Source organism: Kamptonema sp. PCC 6506 (assembly GCF_000180455.1).
GTDB lineage: Bacteria > Cyanobacteriota > Cyanobacteriia > Cyanobacteriales > Microcoleaceae > Kamptonema > Kamptonema formosum.
Genome location: NZ_CACA01000330.1, coordinates 1 through 21,830, shown reverse-complemented (window position 1 = coordinate 21,830; position 21,830 = coordinate 1). Strand labels below are relative to the sequence as shown.

14 protein-coding genes are annotated in these 21,830 nt (G+C 42.8%); 8 read left to right on the top strand and 6 right to left on the bottom strand.

Features of this window, described 5'->3' with window-relative positions:
* Nucleotides 1–294 precede the first annotated feature (294 nt).
* Nucleotides 295–1,443, bottom strand: coding sequence for a DUF7005 family protein (locus OSCI_RS22105; protein WP_007357386.1), 1,149 nt, complete (start codon nt 1,441–1,443; stop codon nt 295–297).
* A gap of 123 nt (nt 1,444–1,566) precedes the next feature.
* Nucleotides 1,567–1,731 (bottom strand): hypothetical protein, encoded by a 165-nt coding sequence (locus tag OSCI_RS30905; RefSeq protein WP_007357385.1) that lies wholly within the window; start codon nt 1,729–1,731, stop codon nt 1,567–1,569.
* 339 nt (nt 1,732–2,070) lie between these two features.
* Between OSCI_RS30905 and OSCI_RS22100 the strand changes: the two genes are divergently transcribed.
* On the top strand, nt 2,071–4,767 hold the full coding sequence (locus tag OSCI_RS22100) for an NHLP bacteriocin export ABC transporter permease/ATPase subunit (protein ID WP_007357384.1): 2,697 nt from the start codon (nt 2,071–2,073) through the stop codon (nt 4,765–4,767).
* A gap of 64 nt (nt 4,768–4,831) precedes the next feature.
* Here the strand turns inward: OSCI_RS22100 and OSCI_RS22095 are convergent, their stop codons facing one another.
* Nucleotides 4,832–8,542 (bottom strand): NB-ARC domain-containing protein, encoded by a 3,711-nt coding sequence (locus tag OSCI_RS22095; RefSeq protein WP_007357383.1) that lies wholly within the window; start codon nt 8,540–8,542, stop codon nt 4,832–4,834.
* A gap of 246 nt (nt 8,543–8,788) precedes the next feature.
* Between OSCI_RS22095 and ospA the strand changes: the two genes are divergently transcribed.
* The 4 genes from ospA to OSCI_RS22075 all read left to right on the top strand — a co-directional run bounded on the left by ospA (nt 8,789) and on the right by OSCI_RS22075 (nt 15,046).
* Nucleotides 8,789–9,085: a proteusin family RiPP peptide OspA gene (gene ospA, locus OSCI_RS22090; RefSeq protein ID WP_007357382.1), complete on the top strand. Its 297-nt coding sequence runs from the start codon at nt 8,789–8,791 to the stop codon at nt 9,083–9,085.
* Nucleotides 9,086–9,215: 130 nt separating this feature from the next.
* The gene (locus OSCI_RS22085; protein ID WP_007357381.1) at nt 9,216–12,488 is read left to right on the top strand and encodes a type 2 lanthipeptide synthetase LanM family protein; all 3,273 of its coding nucleotides are present in this window, start codon (nt 9,216–9,218) and stop codon (nt 12,486–12,488) included.
* Nucleotides 12,489–12,545: 57 nt separating this feature from the next.
* A complete protein-coding gene (locus OSCI_RS22080) occupies nt 12,546–13,994 on the top strand; it encodes a radical SAM family RiPP maturation amino acid epimerase (RefSeq protein WP_007357380.1) in 1,449 nt (482 codons plus the stop codon).
* Nucleotides 13,995–14,119: 125 nt separating this feature from the next.
* Nucleotides 14,120–15,046, top strand: a complete 927-nt coding sequence (locus OSCI_RS22075) for a UPF0489 family protein (protein WP_007357379.1) — start codon at nt 14,120–14,122, stop codon at nt 15,044–15,046.
* A 181-nt stretch (nt 15,047–15,227) separates the two neighbouring features.
* Here the strand turns inward: OSCI_RS22075 and OSCI_RS22070 are convergent, their stop codons facing one another.
* Genes OSCI_RS22070 through OSCI_RS22060 form a run of 3 tightly spaced genes read right to left on the bottom strand, consistent with a single transcriptional unit; the run spans nt 15,228 to nt 20,349 of the window.
* Nucleotides 15,228–17,447 carry an NHLP family bacteriocin export ABC transporter peptidase/permease/ATPase subunit gene (locus OSCI_RS22070; protein ID WP_234708800.1) on the bottom strand — a complete coding sequence of 740 codons (2,220 nt, stop codon included), beginning with the start codon at nt 17,445–17,447 and terminating at the stop codon, nt 15,228–15,230.
* Nucleotides 17,448–17,464: 17 nt separating this feature from the next.
* On the bottom strand, nt 17,465–19,285 hold the full coding sequence (locus tag OSCI_RS22065; protein ID WP_007357377.1) for an NHLP bacteriocin system secretion protein: 1,821 nt from the start codon (nt 19,283–19,285) through the stop codon (nt 17,465–17,467).
* 23 nt (nt 19,286–19,308) lie between these two features.
* On the bottom strand, nt 19,309–20,349 hold the full coding sequence (locus tag OSCI_RS22060) for a cyclic nucleotide-binding domain-containing protein (protein WP_007357376.1): 1,041 nt from the start codon (nt 20,347–20,349) through the stop codon (nt 19,309–19,311).
* 299 nt (nt 20,350–20,648) lie between these two features.
* Here OSCI_RS22060 and OSCI_RS22055 point away from each other — a divergent pair, with 299 nt between their 5' ends.
* From OSCI_RS22055 to OSCI_RS28745, 3 genes are all read left to right on the top strand, one after another.
* Nucleotides 20,649–21,347 (top strand): glutathione binding-like protein, encoded by a 699-nt coding sequence (locus tag OSCI_RS22055; protein WP_007357375.1) that lies wholly within the window; start codon nt 20,649–20,651, stop codon nt 21,345–21,347.
* A complete protein-coding gene (locus tag OSCI_RS30275) occupies nt 21,348–21,485 on the top strand; it encodes a hypothetical protein (RefSeq protein ID WP_155523408.1) in 138 nt (45 codons plus the stop codon).
* Nucleotides 21,486–21,605: 120 nt separating this feature from the next.
* Nucleotides 21,606–21,821 (top strand): DUF3285 domain-containing protein, encoded by a 216-nt coding sequence (locus tag OSCI_RS28745; protein WP_007357374.1) that lies wholly within the window; start codon nt 21,606–21,608, stop codon nt 21,819–21,821.
* The last annotated feature ends 9 nt before the right edge of the window (nt 21,822–21,830 follow it).

Here is a 21,830-nt window from a genome sequence, read left to right as displayed (position 1 = left end):
GAGAGGGAAGACAAAGGTCTTCATAACCCCCTGCAAGCTTGGGAAGGCGCAGTTTGGGTTTCCTCCTTCTGAGAACACAACGGATTTAAATATTTTTGCAGACCAGCTTGTATTTAAGCTGGTTGTTCTGTTTCAGGAAATAGAAGAAGGGGCTAGGGGCTAGGGGCTAGGGACTAGGGAAAGAGGGGGAGCGGGGGAGCAGGGGAGGATGGGGGAGATGGGGAAGATGGGGAAGATGGGGAAGATGGGCAATTAGCAATTAGCAATTACCAATTACCAATTACCAATTACCAATTACCAATTACCAATTACCAACTCAGATAAAACCGTGCTTTCTGTATTTGCTAATTCTTCCAATGTTAAACGAGTTAAGGCGATTAAAAACTTCCCTTGATTGACAACACTTGATAACTCCTCTAGATGATTTGTGTGAAATTTTTCTAAATTCTCGGCCGCATCTTTGACTAAAGCGTGCAATACTTGAAAAGCTCCCATAGACAAAGGCGGTTCACCGCGATAGTTTTCCATCCGGCCACCTTGTCGATATTCTGGATAAGCTTCTAATCCTAAAAACTGCAAAAACCAATCAGCCCGATATTTACCATTATTAGCAGCAATAATACCTCGATAATCTGCAATTAACTCATCCATTAAATTATTCCGCATTGAACCTAAAAGTCGGCGCGTAAAATAGTGAGTACATTCATGTTCCAAACGAATCGTAAGAGAGATAGGCAACCACTCTGATTCACTCATTCCCATATCTGAGGCTGCCAATCCACTATAACCCCCTGGACTCAAAACAATAAACCGATCTTGATAGCGATCTTTTTGGGGAATTAACTTCTTGAACTCAGCTTGCCATGCTGCCTCTGTTATCATTTGCATTTGTTGAGATTCCCACTGGGTGCGATAAGTACGAACGCGATCCCAATTGTTGTATCCTGCTACCATCACAGCACCCATTGAGTTAGGAATAGGTTGAGGTTCATTGCGATGGATAAGTGCTTGCACCAAGCTGACAAAATCTTCGCGGCATCCCGCAATTAAAATCGGAATTTTGCCCGCCAAACTTTCATGGAGAATCAACTTTAATGTTTCTGGCTGTTGTAAGACTAACCCTGTTGCTTCCGCCATCGCCACTGTAGAATAACCCTTCCGAGTTGCTAACCGATAATTTTCTATTTCACTGATACCAGCGAGTATGGGAAATTGTAACTGTACGAGTTTCGATCGTAAAGTGGTAAATACCCCCTCCTGCTCTGCTTCAGTTAGGTAAGTTTCCCACGCTGTCAGATATGATTCAGGTAAAAGGGGAAAGGTAGGCAAAGAGTCAAATTCAAGCGGTGCGAACACATTGTCATTGTAGGCGAGTAATTCCTCTATTTCTAAGGGAGTTGCGCCATAACGGGTGAGGATGTCGGTGCGAAGGGATAGAGACATTTTCCCAAGATTTGCAATTGCTAAAACTCAATTTGCCAGTGAGTATAACATAGAAAGAGTCATCAGTTTTATTCTGTTCTCACTGGCGTTATTTAAGAAATCATTTAATTTGGCTAAGTTTCTTTAAGCGACGGCTTCTAGTTCATCTTCACTGAATTCTCCCTCTTCAAATACTATTTGGCTCCGCGCGATCGCCACTACCAGCATTTCTGCAACTTGCTCTTGAGTGAAGGTGGTATCTACTTCACTTTTTGCCAGTTCTAAGACTTTTTCGCTCTTGCTATCCATACTCTACGCGCTCCTATGACTGCAACTTAGAATAGCTTGATTAAGCAATCCCTAGATTACAACTTGACCCGAAGTTTGATTACAGTTTTGTAATTTTTACGTAGTCATTAGCTCTAGAAGAGCGATCGGTACAGTAGTGGATCGCCAATAGCTCAGCTTCTGGTGGACTTTGATTTTAGATCGACTCTTGACTTTTGATTTGAAATATGATAATTCCTGAATTACTTAGAAATAAAAGTTTTGTGACACTCTTCATCTAAACTTGGCGCTGATGAGGGTAGGATGAGAGCCAATAGACTAACATTGAGACAGCATTCCTAAAATTGGATAGACAAGAAGATGGGAATCAACAACGATATAACAACAGCTCAAGCCTCACAAAAAGTTGTCAAAGGAAATGACCCTCTGGTTTTAGATAATTCTAATATCGTCTGGCTAATTCAGTCGGGAACGCTAGCGATATTTGCTGTAACAGTTGTTGATAAAGTTCCCACCGGAGCCCGTCGCTACTTATTTAGTGTCTGTGCTGGTAATGCCCTATTTGGAGTGGTAAAAGCTGGGGAAACGCCCTATCAAATTATAGCAGTTGCCGTTGAAGAAGCGACATTAATTGAGTCAAGCATGACTGAGATAATTCAACTTGCAGAGTCTCAAGTTGATGACGAACGAGAAACTTGCCGACAGATCCTAGAGACTTGGAATAGTCACCTGACCTCTGTATTTACAGGCACTAATATTCCCTTCAAACCGATCGACACGCTCAAAGATCGAGTCCAGATTACTCCTTTTCTCTCTCAACTCCACAGTGACTTTCTTTACCACTTAGAGCAACTAGAGAACCAAGAAATTAATGCTAAATTTGCCATATTTCAAGAGCGTCAACGCCTCAACCAACAAAGTACCCAAGGTGCAATTACTAAGTTAGTATCAATTCTCAAACCCAAAACCGTAGAATTTTTTCAGGAAGGAACCCCCTTATTAATCGCTGCTGGGGCAGTTGGTCGAGCTATGGGCATAGAAATTCGTCCTCCCGCCCGTTCAGAAAATTTAGAGCGCCTCAAAAACCCCTTAGAAGCTATTGCTCGTGCTTCCCGAATTCGTTATCGGCGAGTGCTACTTGAAGACCGCTGGTGGCGGCAAGACTGCGGGGCTATTTTAGGCTATATGGAGGCCGATAAACGACCGGTTGCCTTATTGCCGGTACCAGGAGGCAAATATGAGGTTTTCGATCCAACTCAACAGCAACGTCTACCTTTAACCTCAGAAATTCTTGAGGAACTAGATCCCGTTGCCTATACTTTTTATCGACCCTTTCCAGAACAAACTCTTAACTCTTTAGAAATTATCAAGTTTGCCACCAAGGGTCTGCAACGAGATATCGCAATTCTCATTCTTGCTGGAGTGATTGCCACTCTGTTAGGAATGGTTATTCCCCAAGCTACTGCCATTCTAGTTGATAACGCAATTCCTGATGCCGATCGCGGGCTACTATGGCAAATTGGACTGGCTTTGCTAGCCACCAGTTTTGGCAAAACTATATTTGAGTTAGCGGAAGGATTTGTCACTTTAAGAACTCAAAGTCTTTCTAATTCAGCCTTGCAAACCGCTTTTTGGGATCGGTTACTGAAACTACGAGTTTCTTTTTTCCGCCAATATTCAACCGGGGACTTGCAATCGCGAGTTTCAGCTATTACCCAAATTCGGCAAATTCTCACCGGTACTGTCTTGGGAACTCTGTTTCATAGTTTCTTCTCTCTGTTAAATTTGGGATTACTATTTGTTTACAGTAGCAGTTTAGCTTTCATAGCTGTGGGAGTTGGTGTCCTCAGTGTGATGGTGACATTAATCTCAGGACTGCTCACTCAGCGAACAATGCGTCCTTTGCAAGAATTAGAAGGGGAAATTTTTGGATTAACGGTGGAGTTAATCGGAGGTGTTTCTAAACTTAGAGTAGCAGGAGCCGAGAACCGTGCCTTTGCTTACTGGACGAGAAAATACACAGAGCAACTTCAGTTAATGTTGAGTACAGAAGTGCTTGAGGATATAGTCGCGATCTTCAATACAGTTTTACCAACTTTAAGTTCGATGCTCCTCTATTTCTTAGCAGTTAATTTGATTGTACAAGGAAAAGGTACGCTTTCTACTGGTACATTTCTGGCATTTAATAGCGCTTTTGCGATTTTTATTACGGGGACTACTAGCCTTAGTAATACGATTATTAAGATATTGGAAATAACGGTGCTGTGGGAACGGGCAAAACCGATTTTAGAAGCAGAACCGGAAATCGATCTGAATAAAACAGATCCCGGTAGGCTAAATGGAGGGGTGAAATTAGACCGGGTGACATTCCGCTACCGCCCGGATGGTATGCTCACACTCGATCAGGTGACAGTTGAAGCTAAAGCTGGAGAATTTATTGCCCTTGTTGGCCCGTCAGGTAGCGGAAAATCTACGATTATTCGGTTACTTTTAGGATTTGAAACGCCGGAAGATGGAACAATTTATTATGACGGTCAAGATTTAGATGGTCTAGATATTTCTGCAATTCGCCGTCAGTTAGGAGTGGTGTTACAAAACGGTCGGATTAATAGTGCATCTATGTTTGAAAATATTTCTGGCGGTGCATTAGTGACTATGGATGAAGCTTGGACAGCGGCAAAAATGGCTGGGTTAGGAGAGGATATTGAAAATATGCCGATGGGAATGCACACTGTGATTTCTGAAGGCGGTACTAATTTATCAGGGGGACAGCGACAACGTTTGTTAATTGCTCGTTCGTTGGTACTGAAACCCAAAATTTTGATTTTTGATGAGGCAACTAGCGCTTTGGATAATAGGACACAAGCAATTGTTAGTGCTAGTTTGGAACAGTTAGATGTAACGCGAATTGTGGTAGCTCATCGCTTGACTACTATTCGTAATGCAGATTGCATTTATGTGATTGAGGCTGGTCAAGTGGTACAAAGTGGTAAGTTTGAGGAGTTGATAGAAAAACCGGGATTATTTGCTCAATTGATGGCTCGGCAAATGGCTTAATGTTATGTATTGTTAACAGTTAATCGTTAACAGTTAACCGTTAACAGTTAACCGTTAACAATGTCTAAACAAATGCCCCTAAAAGTTTGAGTGTTGCTAACTGTGCTTCTGTTAAATGTGTAGATTCCCTCAAACACATTCCTTCATAAAGCCTTTTACTTCTAAGAGTTTCTAAGCATTCGCCGGTGCTGACTTTCCACAATTTAATGGTTTCGTCTTGACCGGCACTGGCTAAAATGTCACCATTCGGACTAAATGCGATCGCCCAAACCCAGTTTGTATGTGCCGATAGAGTTTGCCAACACTCACCGCTGTCAATTTCCCAAAATTTTACGGTTTGATCGCAACTTCCACTCGCTAAGAATTTGCCATCGGGACTAAAGGCGACTGTTTGCACCCAACTCACATGATCCCAAAAGGTTTGCAGGCATTGACCTGTATCAATATCCCAGAGTTTAATAGTTTGGTCGCAACTGCCACTAGCTAATAGTCTTCCATCGGGACTAAAGGCGACTGCTTGCACCCAACTGCTATGTCCTTCAAAGGTTCTTAAACATCTTCCTGTGTGGACGCACCATAATTTTACGGTTTTGTCTTCGCTGGCGCTGGCAACGATCGCACCATTAGGACTAAAGGCGACTGACCACAACCAACCTGCGTGCGATCGCCAGGTGGCGCAACAGTTGCCAGAACGAAGGTTCCATAATTTTACGGTATTGTCACCACCACCACTAGCTAACATTTTCCCATCGGGGCTAAATGCTATAGACCGAATCCAGCGCGGGTTTCCTAGTAAGGTTTTCAGGCAAGTGCCGCTGCTAGCATCCCATAATTTAATCGTGTAGTCGCTGCTGGCACTAGCTAAGGTTGTGCCATCGGGACTAAAGGCGACGGAACAAACCCAACCTGCATGGCCTAGTAAGGTAATGGGACTGCAAGGGCCAGAGGAGTTAAGGTTAGTTTTCCAAAGCTTGACTGTACCATCTTCGCTGCCGCTGGCTAGGGTTTTGCCATCGGGACTGAAGGCGACGGATTGAAACCAACTGGCGTAACCTTGCCAAATGCTGTTGCAGTTACCCGTACTCACTTCCCAAAACCTGACGGTGCGGTCTTCGCCACCGCTGACTAGGGTGTTGCCATCGGGACTAAAGACGACGGCGCAGAGGCGACTGCTATGGCCGTGTAGTGTTTTCAGGCAGCGCTTTGCTGTTAAGTCCCAGATTTTGACGGTGCGATCGCCACTACCACTGGCAAGTAGTTTACCATCGGGGCTAAAAGCGAGGGAACGCAAACGTTGGGAGTGTCCGGGGAGTGATGCTAATAGGGTTCCTGTGCTAGTTTCCCATAGTTTGACGGTGCGATCGCCTCCGCCGCTGGCTAAGGTTTTGCCGTCTGGACTGAAGGCGAGGGTGCGAACCCAACTGCTAGAATCCTGCCATGTCTGCAAGCATTTCCCTGTGAGAACGTCCCAGAGTTTGATGGTACGATCTTCGCTACCACTGGCGAGGGTTCTGCCGTTGGGACTAAAAGTTACTGACCAGACGTAACTGGTATGACCTGCGTAAATTTGTTGACACCAACCGCTTTGAATGTCCCACAATCGGACTGTGCGATCGCTGCTGCTGCTGGCTACGGTTTGACTGTCAGGACTGAAGGCCACCGTCCGTACTCGTTGATTGTGTCCTGAGAGGGTTTTCAGGCAGTTTCCGGTGCCTACGTCCCAAATTTTGACGGTGCGATCGCTACTCCCGCTACACAGTAAGCTACCATTTGGGCTGAAGGCAATTGAATTTACCCAACCTGCGTGTCCTTCGTAAATTCTTAACAGCGTACCGTCGTCTGCTAACCACAAGCAAATTTCTCCATTAGCGTCTCCGGTTGCTAATAGCGTGCCATCGGGACTAAAGGCAAGTGCTAAAACATTGGTTAGCTGTTTGGCAAACACGGATTTAGCTAAATCTGCACCTTTAAAATTGACATCATGTAGGTTTGTGCCTTGCAAATAAGCTTGCCAAACTGTGAGATGAGAAAAATCATAGCCGCTGACATCGATCTGCATTTGACATAGAATATTCAGCAGATTTCCGGCTGCATACCCAGGCGATTGAGATGGCTGCATTTGCAGCTCATGTATCAATTGTTTAAAGTGATTTGCAATCCTAGCTTTGGTTTTGAATGCTGTTAATAACCTTTCGAGGATGGGATTGAGAATAAACTTGATTTGGGTTTGTCGGATATAGTCTTTTGCCTGAGCTTTGAGCAGAGCATGACTGTTTAAAATCGCAAAGTTTCCCGTTTCAATCTCTTCGCAAACTTGCTTGACTAAAGAGCCGATCGCATATTCCCTCACTACGGGCTGCAAGACAAACTGACTGCCGGTTTGTTCGATCAGCGAACGTTGCACTAAAGACTTTAAAGTTTCAACTAACCGAGGTTTGGAAACCAGGGGATAAATATCAGAATATAATTCCTCTGCTGATACTGGTTCTAAATTAATAGCTATCCAGTAAAATAAAGCTTTGCCTAAGTCGGTTAAACGATTAAACTGTTCTTCTAAGAGAGTACGTATTTCATCAATCACCAATAGGTTATGTTGAGTAAACTCTGAAATATTACCTTCAAATAATTCTCGAATCGTCGAGGCAATAATCTTTAAGGCAAGGGGATGACCAGCATACTGTTCAACTAAAGCAAACCCCTCTTGTTCTGATGTCCAGTAACAACCTTTGAGGCGTAATAGTTGCAAACCTGCGGAGGTAGATAAACCTTGCAGTCGCAAGCAGCGAATTGGTAAAGTTTCCCCCTGCATTATCGAAATTTCTTTCGGTTTTTCACGAGTGGTTAGTAGCAAGCAGCTATGGTGACGACCCTCTCCTAAACACTTAAAAAATTCACCGTAATCTTCATAACCTTCTTGGTAATAACCCGTGTAAACACCACCCTGTAGAATCGTTTCGACATTATCTAAAATCAACAAGCAACGATGGTTGCGGAAAAAATCGATGGCGCAAGAGATTTTTTCATGGACTGTTGCAGCTAAATCGATTTCTTGACTATTAGCAATTGATTGCAGAATGCTCGTTAAAATTTGTTGTAGGGGTGGAGCATTTCGCAGCGATCGCCAAATCACGTATTGAAAACAATCTTGGATTTGTTCAGCTAATTTCACGCTGAGATAGGTTTTGCCAATGCCTCCTAAACCAACGATCGCGACTAAACGACAGCGATCGCCTACAATCCATTGTTTAAGTTGAGCTATTTCCTCGTAGCGATCGTAAAACGTGGAAACATCAGGCGCAATCCCCCAATCTTGATAACTCTGGAGTTGTGCGGGTGGCAAATTGTCGTCAGGCGGTACAACCGGGGAGCTCAATAAATCTTGAGTTGGGTAGCTTGTGGGCGGGGCTAAAACTGCTAGCGATGAAGTGGAAGGATCTTGCTGCACAACGCTGACAGGATAGTTATCCGAGTTTTCTGGTAAAGATAGGTTCCTCTTCTCTCCCACCGCAGACCATTTTCGCTCTAGCGCTGCTCGAAAGTTCGCCTTGCTTACCTTTTCGCCACAAGCATCGGAGAGCGATCGCCACAGTTTCGGGCCTGCATCTTGCTTGAGATAGCTAGCTGAATAGCCGTGAGTTTGGGCAACTTCGTCATAGCGCAAACTTGGCCTCGTCCAAAATTCCTCTAATAAAAGTCTTTGCAAGTCGCTCAAGTGCCTGGCCGTTTTAGCCACCACCAAATTATCTGCCAATTCTAGTGCCTGACTGACGTTCATGGTTTAAAACTTAGGCTTTTTGCTAACAAAAGTGTACCTGACCTGAATTTATCAGAGTTTTTCTGACCAAAGTTAAGAAAATAATTAAATTTTGTTTCTAACTCCTGAGTTTTACTGAACTTTTCTATATTGACGGTACTGGGAAGGACTGGTTATTCTGATAAAAGATTCGAGCAAGAATCAAACGTCAAGCGAACATCGCAAAGACACCTCTTAAACCCATTCATTTAAAACAGGAAAAACATCATGTCTACTCGCAAAGAAGCCGAAGAACAACTCGCCATCAAAGCTCTTAAAGATCCCAGCTTCCGCGAAAAACTCAAAGCCAATCCTAAAGCAGTGATTTCTTCAGAGTTTAACACTCAAGTGCCAGACGATCTGACAATTGAAGTAGTAGAAGAAACAGCTACTAAGATGTACTTAGTTCTACCTGCTCCTGAAGCTGTTGAAGAAGAATTATCTGAAGAACAATTAGAAGCTGTCGCTGGTGGCGGTTGCTGGATTGCTGGTAGCCGTGGCTGCGGTTTTGTAACTCGCACTTAATGCGATTTAGACAGCAGTTTCTGGAGCTAGTCTAAGAAGAGGAAGCTAAGCACTTGAATAAGTTTTGCTTCCTCTTTTTTATCCAAATTAGCAATTAGCAATTAGCAATTAGCAATAGGACTTAGAAAAAATGCAAGTTTGTAAAAAAGATTTAATTAAAATTGTTGAAAAAGCTAGCACGATCGACGAACGCCTTAACTCTAATTTTGCCTTCGATTCAGCTAGCGAGAGCCCAGACATTATTAATGCCCGAATCAAACAGTGGTGTCAAGTTGTAGCTGAAGGAGATTTCGCAAAATTCCAGCAACACCTGAGCCAGATGGGTTTAGATTTAAACTCAGCCCGCAACGCTGTTAGTAACGTTCGCTTTCAGGGCGATCGCTTACCAGCATGGGCTCAAACCCTAGAAGAGAGCTTACAAGCCAGAACTGCGATCGCCAAAGACAATTTAGCATTTCTCAATCCCCTGCGCCCTTTACCCTTTGAAGAAATTTGGCTGTCTTCAGTTTACATCGCCAGAGAAAAACTAATCGCGAACACCGGAAATAGCTACTCACTGCTAACCGCAGCCGCCCACGCCAACTTAGAACGCAGCCTGCTAGAATTGTTAGCAAATTTGGGCTCGCGGGCATTATTTCAGAAATTTAAAATCTTTCAACAGCAAAAACAACCTGCCTTAGTTAGCTCCTGGCCATTAACTGTCACCTATACTAACAAACAATACAAGCAATTTATCGAAGACTTGCTGAACGGAGAATTAATAACATTTTTCCAAGAGTATTCCGTATTGGCACGTCTAGCCGGGACGCTGGTAAACTTATGGGTAGAAACAACAACTGAATTCCTGCAAAGATTAGCTTCAGATTGGAGTGAAATTCAGCAAACTTTCCAACCGGAAACAGAGCTGGGTCAAGTTACAGTTATTCAACCCAACCTTTCCGATCGCCACCGTCAAGGGCGTTCCGCGATCGCAATTCTATTTAGCTCAGGCTTAGAACTGGTTTACAAACCCAAAAGCCTTGGTACAGAAAAAGCTTACAGCCAGTTACTCACTTGGTTAAATAACAGAGATATTCCCTTAACCTTTAAACCGCAAAAAATCATCGATCGCTCAACCTATGGCTGGGCAGAATTTATCGAACATCTACCTTGTCAAAACCAAGCACAAGCTAGTCGCTACTATCAACGGATGGGGATGTTTCTCTGCCTAGCCTACGTCCTCAAAGGCACAGACTTTCTTGATGAAAATATTATTGCTTGTGGCGAATATCCCGTCCCCATCGATTTAGAAATGCTCTTAAATCATGGCGTGCGGGGGGAAGTTAGCACCGCCGATCGAGATGCCTATTCCCTCGCTTACGAACAAATGTATAGCTCCGTATTGGATACGGGATTACTTCCTAGATGGCTATTTGTAGCCACAGGGCAAAGCCTTGACGTTTCAGGTTTGGGAAGTGGCAGCCAGCAAGAAACGCTCTTTAAAGTAACGAAATGGCAGAACGTCAATAAAGATGACATGGTTCTAGGTTCGGATTATGAGGCGATGCCACCTGGTAAAAACATACCGTATCTAAATGGTGTGGGACTTTCCCCCAGCAATTATTTAGAAGAACTCATCGCTGGGTTTCGGCAAATGTACCAGTTTCTCCGAGAACAGCGCGACGCACTTTTGACAGCAGATAGCCCTTTAATGAATCTGGGCAAACAGCAAGTGCGCTTCACTTTCAGAGCAACAAAAATTTATTGCGTCATACTAGAAATGTCGCTGAAATTAGAGGCTCTGAAAGATGGTGCAAATCGCAGCATTCAGTTAGATTATTTGAGTAGAGAGCGATTTTGGAATGACAAATTTCATAGCTTGCGACGCAATAGCGAGGGAGCAGTTGGGCAGTTGATTGCAGCCGAAAAACAAGCACTAGAGTATATGGATATTCCCTTATTTACAGCTTGGGCTAATCAAGATGCTTTGCCGATCGCTACTAATGAAACCATTGAAAACTGCTTTGCCCAACCAAGTATCGACTTAGCGATCGCTCGATTGCAACAATTGAGCGCAGATGACCTAAAATGGCAAATTGGACTAATTCGCGGTTCCCTCTACGCACAGATTGCCAAACAATGCGAGAGTTCTAGTTTAAGCCCAAGTTTAGAACTCCAGCTCGATTTAGTCCCACAACTGGATTCAAAAGATTTAGTCCGAGAAGCCGAAGCGATCGCCAAACGCCTCCAAAACAATGCCCTTCATTCTCCCAATGGTAGCGCCAGTTGGATTGCTCTAGTTTACTTAATGGAGATCCAGCGCTTTCAACTAGAACCTGTAAGCGATCGGCTCTATGACGGCAGTTGTGGAATTGGCATATTTCTATCAGCTTTAGCCAAAATTCAAGGAAATTCAGAACTTCAAGAACTAACTTTAGCAGCGATCGAATCTCTGCGTCAGCATTTACAAAATCCTCAAATTAGTCGCGCTATGGTGCAAAAAATTGGGATTGGCGGTGCTGTGGGATGCGGTTCTATAATCTACGGGTTAACTCGAATTGGCCAATTTCTAGAAAATAGCGCTGTAATTGAGGATGCAACCAAAGCTGCTGCTTTATTAACACCAGAAAAATTTGCCGACGATCGCAAGTTTGATGTTACTTTCGGCACAGCCGGAGCGATTTTAGGACTGTTAGCGCTCTACGAAGTAACCAAAGAACCAGCCATTTTAGAACAAGCGATCGCAGGAGGAAAGCATTTACTTCAATACCGCACTGCTAGCGACTCCGGATTCAGAACTTGGCAAACCGTTGATGGCAAGTTACTAACAGGATTTTCTCACGGTGCGGCGGGGATTGCTTATGCCTTATTGCGGTTATATAAAGTCAGCAACGAGGTTGTATTTCTAGAAGCAGCAGCAGAAGCGATCGCTTACGAACGCAGCGTTTTCTCACCAAAAGCAGGTAACTGGCCAGATTTTAGAAACTCCGTCAGCCGTAACGGAGAACCCAGTTTTACGAACACTTGGTGTCATGGTGCGCCAGGAATAGGTTTAGCACGGCTGGGAAGTTTGGAAATGCTTAATTCGGCGGAAATTCAGCAAGATATTGAATTTGCGATCGCAGCTACGCCGCAAGTCAAAGCCGAAGAAATAGACAATTATTGCTGTGGTAATTTCGGGCGGCTCGAGCTATTTCTAGAAGCAGGAAAACGCTTAAATCGACCGGAATTAATTACTATTGCCCAACAACAAGCTGCTTGGGTAGTAACTCGCGCCCGACAAACGGGATCTTTCCAAGTATTTGCTAATGTGGCAGGGGATACATACAGCCCTGGTCTGTTTACGGGAACTGCGGGAATTGGTTATCAACTGCTGCGCCTAGCTTATCCCGACTTACTGCCATCTCTATTGTTGTGGAAATGAAGCAAAAGAGTTTTGAGTTTAAAACGATCAGAAAAACTATCACAGAGGATTCGGAAAATGACTGCTAAGACATTACCTTTGGCTCCCCAATTGGCTCAATTAGATGACGCGCTAGAACAAAAAACGATCGAGCGGTGGATGAAATTAGACGAGCAAGAATTAACGAGTATCAGCCATATCAAGCGATTTACGGAATATTACGAAGCCGATCCAGAATTTAGAAAAAATGTGGCGATCGCACCCGAACAAACAGTGGCTCAATACAATCTCAAAATTCCCTTAGCAGAAATTCGCTGGTTATGGGACGCGGAATTTGTAAAAAGCCAACAATCCCAAGACATCCCATTTCCCATCGCCCTCCAACGTTTCATTGACTACGAAAAAGCACGGGAACGATATTTTTTTCGCTGGCGCAATAATATGCCGGATAGCGATCCGAGATTTCAGGCGTGGCGCGATCGGCAAATTGCACGCGGAGACAGCGAAATTCGCAAATCTCATAACGCTCAAATTCTCCATGCACCTGTTGCTTTTGAACTGACTAAAGGATGTTCTGTTGGCTGTTCATTTTGCGGGATTTCAGCACCGCGTTTTAGCGATATCTTTACTTACACCGCCGAAAATGCCCAACTTTGGGGCGAAGTGTTAGAAGTTATTAAAGAAATTTGTGGCCCTGCTGCCGGTACTGGCTTTTGTTACTGGGCAACTGACCCCCTTGATAACCCCGATTATGAACAGTTTGTCAGCGATTTTCAAGCCATTTTAGGCGCAATTCCACAAATGACGACTGCCCAACCCATGAAATATCCAGCACGGGTGCGATCGCTTTTGAAATTCTCAGACTCTCAGGGTTTTACTTACCATCGCTTCTCTATTTTGTCCCTCAAAATTTTACAAAATGTATATGCAGAATTCTCGCCAGAGGATCTAATCCGCGTCGGTTTAGTCATGCAAAATAAGGAGTCGCTGATGAATAAAGCAGTGGCTGGTCGTTCCTGGGAAAAGCAAAATAAAGCTGGAGAAGCATCTGATGAGTTAGCCCAATCAACGATTGCTTGTGTAACAGGATTTTTGTTTAACATGGTCGAGCGCAGCGTTAAAATTATTAGTCCTTGCAAAGCTGACGATCGCTGGCCTAATGGCTATCGAGTTTACGATCGAGGAAACTTTGAGAGTGCCAATGACCTCAAAGTTCTCTTAGAACGAATGATAACTCAGCAGATGCCTTTAGAAATTAGAGCCGATCAGAATCTTAGATTTCGCCGCGACCTCAAACACGAAAATCTTGATGATGGCTTCAAACTTTCCACTCGATTTCTAACCCTCAAGTTCCGCCACCGTCCTTTGATTAAAGAATTGGGAGAAGCAATTTTAAAAGGCAATAAAACGGCAGCCGAAATCGTCGCGGAATTTGAAAAATTAGGAGTGAATGCAACAGAAACTTATTACTCACTTAATTTAATGTTCAATCGTGGCGTTCTTGATGACGAACCTCAGCCTGGGTAGCTGAAACTATAGTAAAAGTAGGTTGGGTGGAACGAAGTGAAACCCAACATCAGGATTGTAGCAATACTTTTCAGAATTAGTATTAGCAATTACCAATTACCAATTACCAAAAAAGGAGAATCACTATGGCTAAGATTCCGTTTTATATCATGGAAGAGCACAATGAAGCATTTTTTATTTGGCATTATGCAGTAGCGGAAGGGTGGATTAACAAAAATCAGAATACGCTACTTCATGTAGATGAACATTCAGACCTAGTAGTTCCAATTTTAAATAGTTCTCTGAAGTCGGTAAATGAGAATATAAAAAGGGTACATGACTTCACCTACAGCGAATTAACAATCGCTAATTTTATCTATCCTGCACTTTATCAAGGAGTATTTAGTCAGGTTTACTGGTTGCGTCAAAAACACGACCCAAAATTAAATGGACAGAAACAACTCAATATCTATTCCCATCAGGGAGAAGGTAAAAGATTAATACTAAAATCGAAGGTTGACTTTAATAACCTGTTTAATCCTGATTGCAAATCTTTCACAATTACACCGCTTAATGCTCAAGATGATCTCTCTAGTGAGGAATCAAAAAAATTAAATAAATCGGTAATTCTCGATATCGATATTGACTATTTTTCCTGTGATAACGTATCGGGAGAATATTTAGAAGTTGAGATTACAGAAGAGGCTTACTATGACTATATCAATAACCTTTATAACAAACTGCGTATTTGTTGGGGTGGGAATGCCTCGGTCAAATATATGGATGGGAAGTATTACTTTTGTATCATCCAACCTGATAAATTAGTCGCTGAAAATTTGAAGGTTTCTGAGGATGCGATCGTAGAACGAATTGATGCACTGATTGATTTTTTGAAAGTAAATGAAATTCAGCCTAAACTAATAGATGTATGTCGTTCTCGTCTCAGCGGATATACACCTAACGATCAATGGGAATTCATTGAGAATACGCTAGTAGAAAAGTTATCTAGCATCTATGAATTCGAGCCAATTTTTGTGAGCGAACTGTCTAAAAAAGTTTTAGTAGAGGTCTAGTTTTATAGGGTTCTTAACTAATTTGAGTACAAAACTTCACCCAAAATTTAATTAAATGTAGGGTGGCCGCGAGCCGCAACAAACCTGTAAATCATAGCATAAGATAGTTGTCGGCGAGCGCCCACATTACAATTACCAATTACCAATTACCAATTACCAATTACCAATTACCAATAATATTTTACTCAGACTGAATCAAGCGCATATAAGGGCCGGGAACTGCCCTCATTTCCTCATGAGTACCGCGCTGTACAACCTTACCTCGATCTAAGAGAATGATCTCATCACAGTCACGAATCGTACTCAAACGGTGAGCAACAATTAAACAAGTACAACCCCGCCGCCGAAGATTTTGATCGATAATTTTCTCAGTTTCTGCATCTAAAGCACTCGTAGCTTCATCCATAATTAAGATCGAAGGATCGTTTACCAAAGCACGGGCAATTTCTAAACGTTGTCGCTGTCCGCCACTTAAGTTTGCCGCACCTTCAAGCAAATTCCCTTCAATACCACCAGAAATAGCTAAAACCACATCTAAAATCGCCGCATCTTGGCAAGCACGTAATAATTGATCTTTGGGAATTGTACTATCCCATAGAGTTAAGTTTTCACGCACGGTTCCCCCAAACAGAAAAATATCCTGTTCAACCATTGATAGAGAATTTGTAAGCACAGAACGGGGGATTTTATGACGAGGAATACCATCAAATAAAATCTCTCCAGACCAAGCTTCATATAACCCTGCAACTGTTTTGGCAACAGTCGATTTACCAGAACCACTCCCTCCTACTAAGGCTACTCTTTGACCTGGTCGCAAGCTGAGACTAAGATTTTCAACTAAAGGAGCGTCAATTCGTGAATAGCCAAAAGTGAGATTGCGAAGTTCGAGATATCCTGCCAATTTAAAGGCAGAATTAGTTAATTTTCCATTTGTACGAGGTATTGCGTCAACCTGAAAGGGATTTTGAGGATTTTCTAGGTTAATCTGCGAATCAACTTCATTATCTAGCACATCATCTAATTGGTTAATATCTCCCTCTAACTCCTGAAGGGTACTACCAAAACTCACTAAGGTATTAACTGGCTTCTGAAATAGAGCCATTAAACTTTGAAAAGCAACTAACATCCCTATACTTAGGTGTCCATCCATCACCCTTAACCCGCCAATAATAAGAAGTGACAGAGTGGTTAAGGCAGTGATGAAATTGGGTAAAACAGTGATAGCTTGGTTGCTAATTCCGAGTTCCTGTTGAGCATTTTCTGCTTTCGTATAATATCCAGCCCAACGAGCAAAAAAGTCTGATTCTAAGGCTGCGGATTTGATGGTTTCAATACTTTGTAACCCTGCAATGGCAACACCTGCTGCCTTTCCTTGATCTTGCACTAACCTCATGTGACTATCTTTGCGTTTCTCTGCCACCCACTGCAAGGTTGAGACATTAAGGATTGCCAAGAAGATGCTGATTATAGTCAGTACCCAGTCATAGGCAAACATCACTGCTGCATAAAATATAACCATCACAACATCGATCGCAGTTTGGGCTAACTGACCAGATAATACATCTGCAACTCTGGTATTTAACTGTGCGCGGTTGCTAATTTCTCCCGCGAACCTTTGAGCATAAAATCCCACTGGTAAGCGGAGAATATGCCACAAAAAGCGGCTTGACATCCCCACAGATAGTTTGATTTGTAAATGTCTTAAGTACCGCAATTGCAGCAGAGTTAAACTGGCTTGAATGAGGGCAGTAATTCCTATGCCGATTAATAAGGGTCGCAACCAATCATAGCGATTTTCGACGAGAATATTATCCACAAAGATTTGACCAAAAATGGAAATAGCCAACCCCGGAATTACAAGAAAAAAACCAGCTAAAATACAGTAGATAATTGCCCCTACTGAGCCTTTTAAACGCTCCATTAAAGAGCGAATAATGCTAGGTTTACGGCCACCACGTTTAAACTCTGGGCCCGGTTCCATCAGCAAAACTACGCCAGTGTAAGCCTGATCGAATTCCTCAAAACTCACACTCCGAGGGCCAGTGCCGGGATCGTTGAGATAAACACGGTCTTTTGTAAATCCTTCAACTACTAGGAAATGGTTGAAGTTCCAAAATACAATAAAGGGAGGTTGAATTTCTTGAAGTTGGGCAAGTTGTTTTTTAAATCCCTTCGCCTGCATTCCATAATTTTTAGCAGCTTTTAATACATTCGATGCTTTACTGCCATCACGGGAGACACCGCAATTAGTCCGCAGTTCGGGTAAAGGAACGATCCGACCATAATATCTCAGAATAATTCCCAAAGCGGCTGCACCACACTCTACCGCTTCCATTTGTAATAAGGTTGGTGTTTTTACCCGCTTGAAGATTTTGGGTTGTTTTGATTTAGAAAATCCCATCTTTAACATCTTTTTCATCAATAAACACCAGTCCATTCCCGGAGAACGGGTAGTAAAAAGGTAATAGGCGCTTGTTCTTCCACCCGAACTCTAGCAGTGGTGGTAATCCCAGGGGTAATTTTTAGTTGTGGGCCCTGGGAAGATGACCACTTATAACCACTGGGAGTTTGATCTGATTCCAATTGGGCACGGACTTCTACAATCGCCCCCCCTGCATTTTCTCCACCTGCTCCGCCGCTGACATTTTGAATTAATCCACTAACCAAATCGGGATTGCCAATCACTGCTGCCACACCTTTTTGAGTAATAGGAAACTCGGAAACTGAAGTGACAGTGCCAACAATTCCTCCATATCGTTGCCGCTTAACTGTATCCGGTGTAATTTGAATCATCATCCCCGGTTTCACTTTTTTGCCATCTTTAACTGTAAAGTAACTAACTCCAACTATGGTGCCTTTGCGGCTGGTCACATTCAAAGAACCTAAATTAGTACCGGGTGAAACTACTTGTCCTTCTGTAGCCATGATTTCTAAAATGCAGCCGGCGTGAGGACTGCGAATTTCGCTGTTGTCAATAATTTGTTGTTGCAATTGAGCAATTTCTCGACGGACATCCTGAATCGGATTTTGTTTATTATTTAGTTGTTCTAAGTTATCTTGTTCTAACCGCTTGGCTTTGGTTTCCAATTCTTGCAAATCTGCTTGAGTTTGACGAATTTGATTGAGATTTTCTAGATGTCGTTGTTGAGATTCTGTTTCCTTGACTTCCAAGTCCTTAAGTTGTGCTTGAATTTCATTGATTTGATTGAGACTATTGAGATATTGTTGTTGGGTTGTGGCTTCTTGAACATCGATATCTTTGAGTTTTGCCTGAAGCGCTCCAATCTGATTGAGATTTTCCAGATATTGCTGTTGTGCTTCCACTTCACGAGCATCTAAATCTTTTAATTCTGCCTTGAGTTCTGCAACGCTTTCTAATTTCTGAAAATATTCTTGTTCTGCTTCGAGGAGAGTATCTTGAGGGATGGCACCTTCTGAGAAGAGTTGCCGACGTTTTTCTAATCTTTCTGCTAAAACTGGCGCTAGTTTTTTAGCATTTTCTAAGCGTTGTTGCAGGCTCTGACGCTGTTCAGTAATGGTATTTAAGCCTTTTTCTTTGAGGGTAGGAGTGAGTGATTTAGTATCCCGTAGTTGCTGTTGAATACTTTGTCTTTGTCTGACAATGGCATCTAAACCTTTGCTTTGGATTAGAGGTGTCATTTGTTGCAAATCCTGTAACCTTTGTTGTAGACTCTGACGTTGTTGGGCAATAGCATCTAAGCCTTTATTTTGCAGCATAGGAGTCATAGACTGAGCGGCTAAAAGACGTTGCTGAAGACTAATTTTGGAAGCAATAATGGCATCTTGTTCAGAACGAGTTCCCTGATTTAAGAGCAAAGATGTTTCGTTAGATTGCTGTTGCAATTGTGCTTGTTTATCTTGAGCAAGTTTTAGCCGCTGCTTTAGTTCAGAGGGATCGATGGTTGCTAAGCGTTCATTTTTAGCAATACATTGGCCGGCTTGAACGTATAATGTTTTGAGTTGCCCTGAAATTGGGGATTGAAAATCAACTACTTGACGGGGTGCAATAAAAATACCGCGTCCATCAATGGTGATTGGTATTTTGCCAAAGATACTCCATGCTAACCCGACTATAACTAAACCTCCTAAAACGCTTAAAGGTACCCATTCTTTGGGGCCAACTACTTGCATGAGTTGATCGAGGCGTTCTGGAGAAGAGAGTCGCTCTAGAGATTCTTGGCGAAAAATATTTCGTTTTTTGCTATCTTTAGTAAACATCGTATGTTACTCAATTATAACGGTTAACGTAGCTGGCGAATCATCCAATCAAAGCGGGTGCCGGCAATGGCAGTTCCTTCTAAAACATCAAAATCAAGCTCGTCTTCGGCATCAATTTCTTCGGAGAGCATGGAAGTAAGATCGTTGGCGAGAGTGGCAAATCCACGACGCATAAGTCGATCGCGCCAACGATTTGATAGGACAACAGCAATGGCTCGATAAAATCTACTTGCAAAGGCTCTGTCTTCCTCTAGTTTGGCGGCTAATTGTGATTGAGGTAGAGCTAGTAACCAAGCATTTTCTACTACTTTGACAGTAGCTGAGGCGGTGCCTATTTCTACAAAAGACATTTCACCGAGGATTTCGCCTTTAATTGACTTTGCGACTTCTTTCTCTGTTGTGATTCCGTTTTTGGTAAGGGAAATATAAATACCTAATGTGCCTTCTAGTAAAATGTAAACGGCAGGTACGGGTTTTCCTTGTTGGATGAGAACAGTATTAGGAATAACTTTTTCGGGTACTCCGTGAGCAATCATCCAAGCAATGTCGCTATCATTGAGAACGGCAAATACAAGTAGAACTTTTCGTAATGGTTCGCTGGGTAATGCTTGATTTTCCGTTAGTAAACCTGATAAGCCGCGCAATTGATCCGAGAGTTTTAAGGATAATAAATGATAGAAACGAGAGGCAAAATCTCCATCTGTTTCTAGTTTGCGGACCAGCGTGGTTTTGGATAGTGACAATACCTGAGAATCTTCGACTACCTTGATGGTAGCAGAAGGTAAATGATTATCCAAAAAAGACATTTCTCCCATTAGTTCGCCGGCGAATAGTCGCTTGAGTTCTTGTTCTCCTCCGTCTTGGCGCGATACGGTAACAGCTAGGGTTCCTGAGATAGATAGATAGAGTGATTCTACTGGATGACCTTCTTGGATCAGCACTCGACCCGGTTGACATTTTTCAGGGGTGCCTTCATGTAAAATCCATTCTAAATCCCTCTGATTTAAAATACTAAAAAAGGGAAATTGAGCCAGAGTTTCTGGGACGATCTGCGGAGTTTTCATAAATAACATTGTAAAGCTAATTCTGCGAGGATAAGCTAAACTTGGGAAAACTAGATAGAAAGCACCCTAGAATTGGAATTTGGATGGGAGTTTGAGTTTTGCTATCAAACTTATTTTGTACATTTTCACTGAGCAAATAATACAAAAAAAAAATTCTAATGTCAAGAAGCTTATTAAAAATTTACACCCGCAGGCTGGTTGAGTTTTAATTACTCAACTGTTATATTAAGCTTTGTTAAGCTATAATTTGAGCTCGGGTAATATCCCAAGCACAATTTTTGTAATCTCAGGAGACAGGAATGATTGAAGTTTATTACTGGACAACGCCCAACGGACATAAAATTACGATGTTTCTGGAGGAAGTCGGAGTACCTTATACGCTGATTCCGATTAATATTGGTGCAGGCGATCAGTTTAAACCGGAGTTTTTGAAGATTGCCCCTAACAATCGCATTCCTGCTATTGTCGATCGCGAACCTGTGGATGGTGGCGAACCAATTTCTGTGTTTGAGTCGGGGGCGATTTTGCTTTATTTGGCAGAAAAAACTGGGAAGTTGATCCCTGGCGAGATTCGCGATCGCCTCGAAGTTCTACAATGGCTATTCTGGCAGATGGGCGGTCTCGGGCCAATGGCCGGACAGAACCATCATTTCAGTCAGTATGCTCCCGAAAAAATTCCCTACGCGATCGCACGTTACGTGAATGAGACGGGACGTTTGTATGCTGTATTGAATCGGCGGTTAAGCGATCGCGAATTTGTTGGCGGTGACTATTCGATCGCCGATATTGCCATTTATCCCTGGATTGTACCCTATGCGCTCCAAGGTCAAAAACTAGAAGATTTTGAGCATTTGCAGCGTTGGTTTGAAGCGATTAAAGCCCGTCCCGCAACCATTCGAGCCTATCAGCAAGCAGAAGCTTTCAAAACTCAGGCAATTAGTATTGAAGAGTCGCGAAATTTGTTGTTTAATCAGTCTGCCAAAACAGTTAATGATTGATTGAAGAAACAAGGAACAAGGAATAAGGGAGGAGATAGAACAATTTACTTAAGCGATCGATATCGGATCGATCTTGTCGCGATCGCAGCGCTACTTGAACAAGACTTACCCCAAAATATCCGTAACGCCACTTTCTAGGCAGTACCATCTGAAAGGCGGCGTTACGGCGCGATCGCGCCCCTCCAAACTGCTACACAAAACATTACATTTTTGTTACAATCGTGGCAACTTTAATCTTAACTATCAACACTCAGAACTATGAGCCAATCGCCCTTACCCGTTGAAACCGACTCTGTGTCAGCCACCTCAACCACCCCGTCAGGAACAGCACCTCAACCGAGTTACGTCAAACTCGCCATGCGAAACATGGTTCGCAAGCGCGCAACCTCCCTATTTCATTTTTGCCTAACAGCGATCGCCCTGTTAGGGATACTAATTGGTTTAGCATTCATAGATCGCTATTTTCATCCCTAAATATAGCAG

What these genes read in the sequence shown, in the direction of transcription:
- OSCI_RS22105 (WP_007357386.1), bottom strand. Translation starts at nt 1,443, where the DNA reads ATGTCTCTATCCCTTCGCACCGACATCCTCACCCGTTATGGCGCAACT.
- OSCI_RS30905 (WP_007357385.1), bottom strand. Translation starts at nt 1,731, where the DNA reads ATGGATAGCAAGAGCGAAAAAGTCTTAGAACTGGCAAAAAGTGAAGTA.
- OSCI_RS22100 (WP_007357384.1), top strand. Translation starts at nt 2,071, where the DNA reads ATGGGAATCAACAACGATATAACAACAGCTCAAGCCTCACAAAAAGTT.
- OSCI_RS22095 (WP_007357383.1), bottom strand. Translation starts at nt 8,542, where the DNA reads ATGAACGTCAGTCAGGCACTAGAATTGGCAGATAATTTGGTGGTGGCT.
- ospA (WP_007357382.1), top strand. Translation starts at nt 8,789, where the DNA reads ATGTCTACTCGCAAAGAAGCCGAAGAACAACTCGCCATCAAAGCTCTT.
- OSCI_RS22085 (WP_007357381.1), top strand. Translation starts at nt 9,216, where the DNA reads ATGCAAGTTTGTAAAAAAGATTTAATTAAAATTGTTGAAAAAGCTAGC.
- OSCI_RS22080 (WP_007357380.1), top strand. Translation starts at nt 12,546, where the DNA reads ATGACTGCTAAGACATTACCTTTGGCTCCCCAATTGGCTCAATTAGAT.
- OSCI_RS22075 (WP_007357379.1), top strand. Translation starts at nt 14,120, where the DNA reads ATGGCTAAGATTCCGTTTTATATCATGGAAGAGCACAATGAAGCATTT.
- OSCI_RS22070 (WP_234708800.1), bottom strand. Translation starts at nt 17,447, where the DNA reads ATGGGATTTTCTAAATCAAAACAACCCAAAATCTTCAAGCGGGTAAAA.
- OSCI_RS22065 (WP_007357377.1), bottom strand. Translation starts at nt 19,285, where the DNA reads ATGTTTACTAAAGATAGCAAAAAACGAAATATTTTTCGCCAAGAATCT.
- OSCI_RS22060 (WP_007357376.1), bottom strand. Translation starts at nt 20,349, where the DNA reads ATGAAAACTCCGCAGATCGTCCCAGAAACTCTGGCTCAATTTCCCTTT.
- OSCI_RS22055 (WP_007357375.1), top strand. Translation starts at nt 20,649, where the DNA reads ATGATTGAAGTTTATTACTGGACAACGCCCAACGGACATAAAATTACG.
- OSCI_RS28745 (WP_007357374.1), top strand. Translation starts at nt 21,606, where the DNA reads ATGAGCCAATCGCCCTTACCCGTTGAAACCGACTCTGTGTCAGCCACC.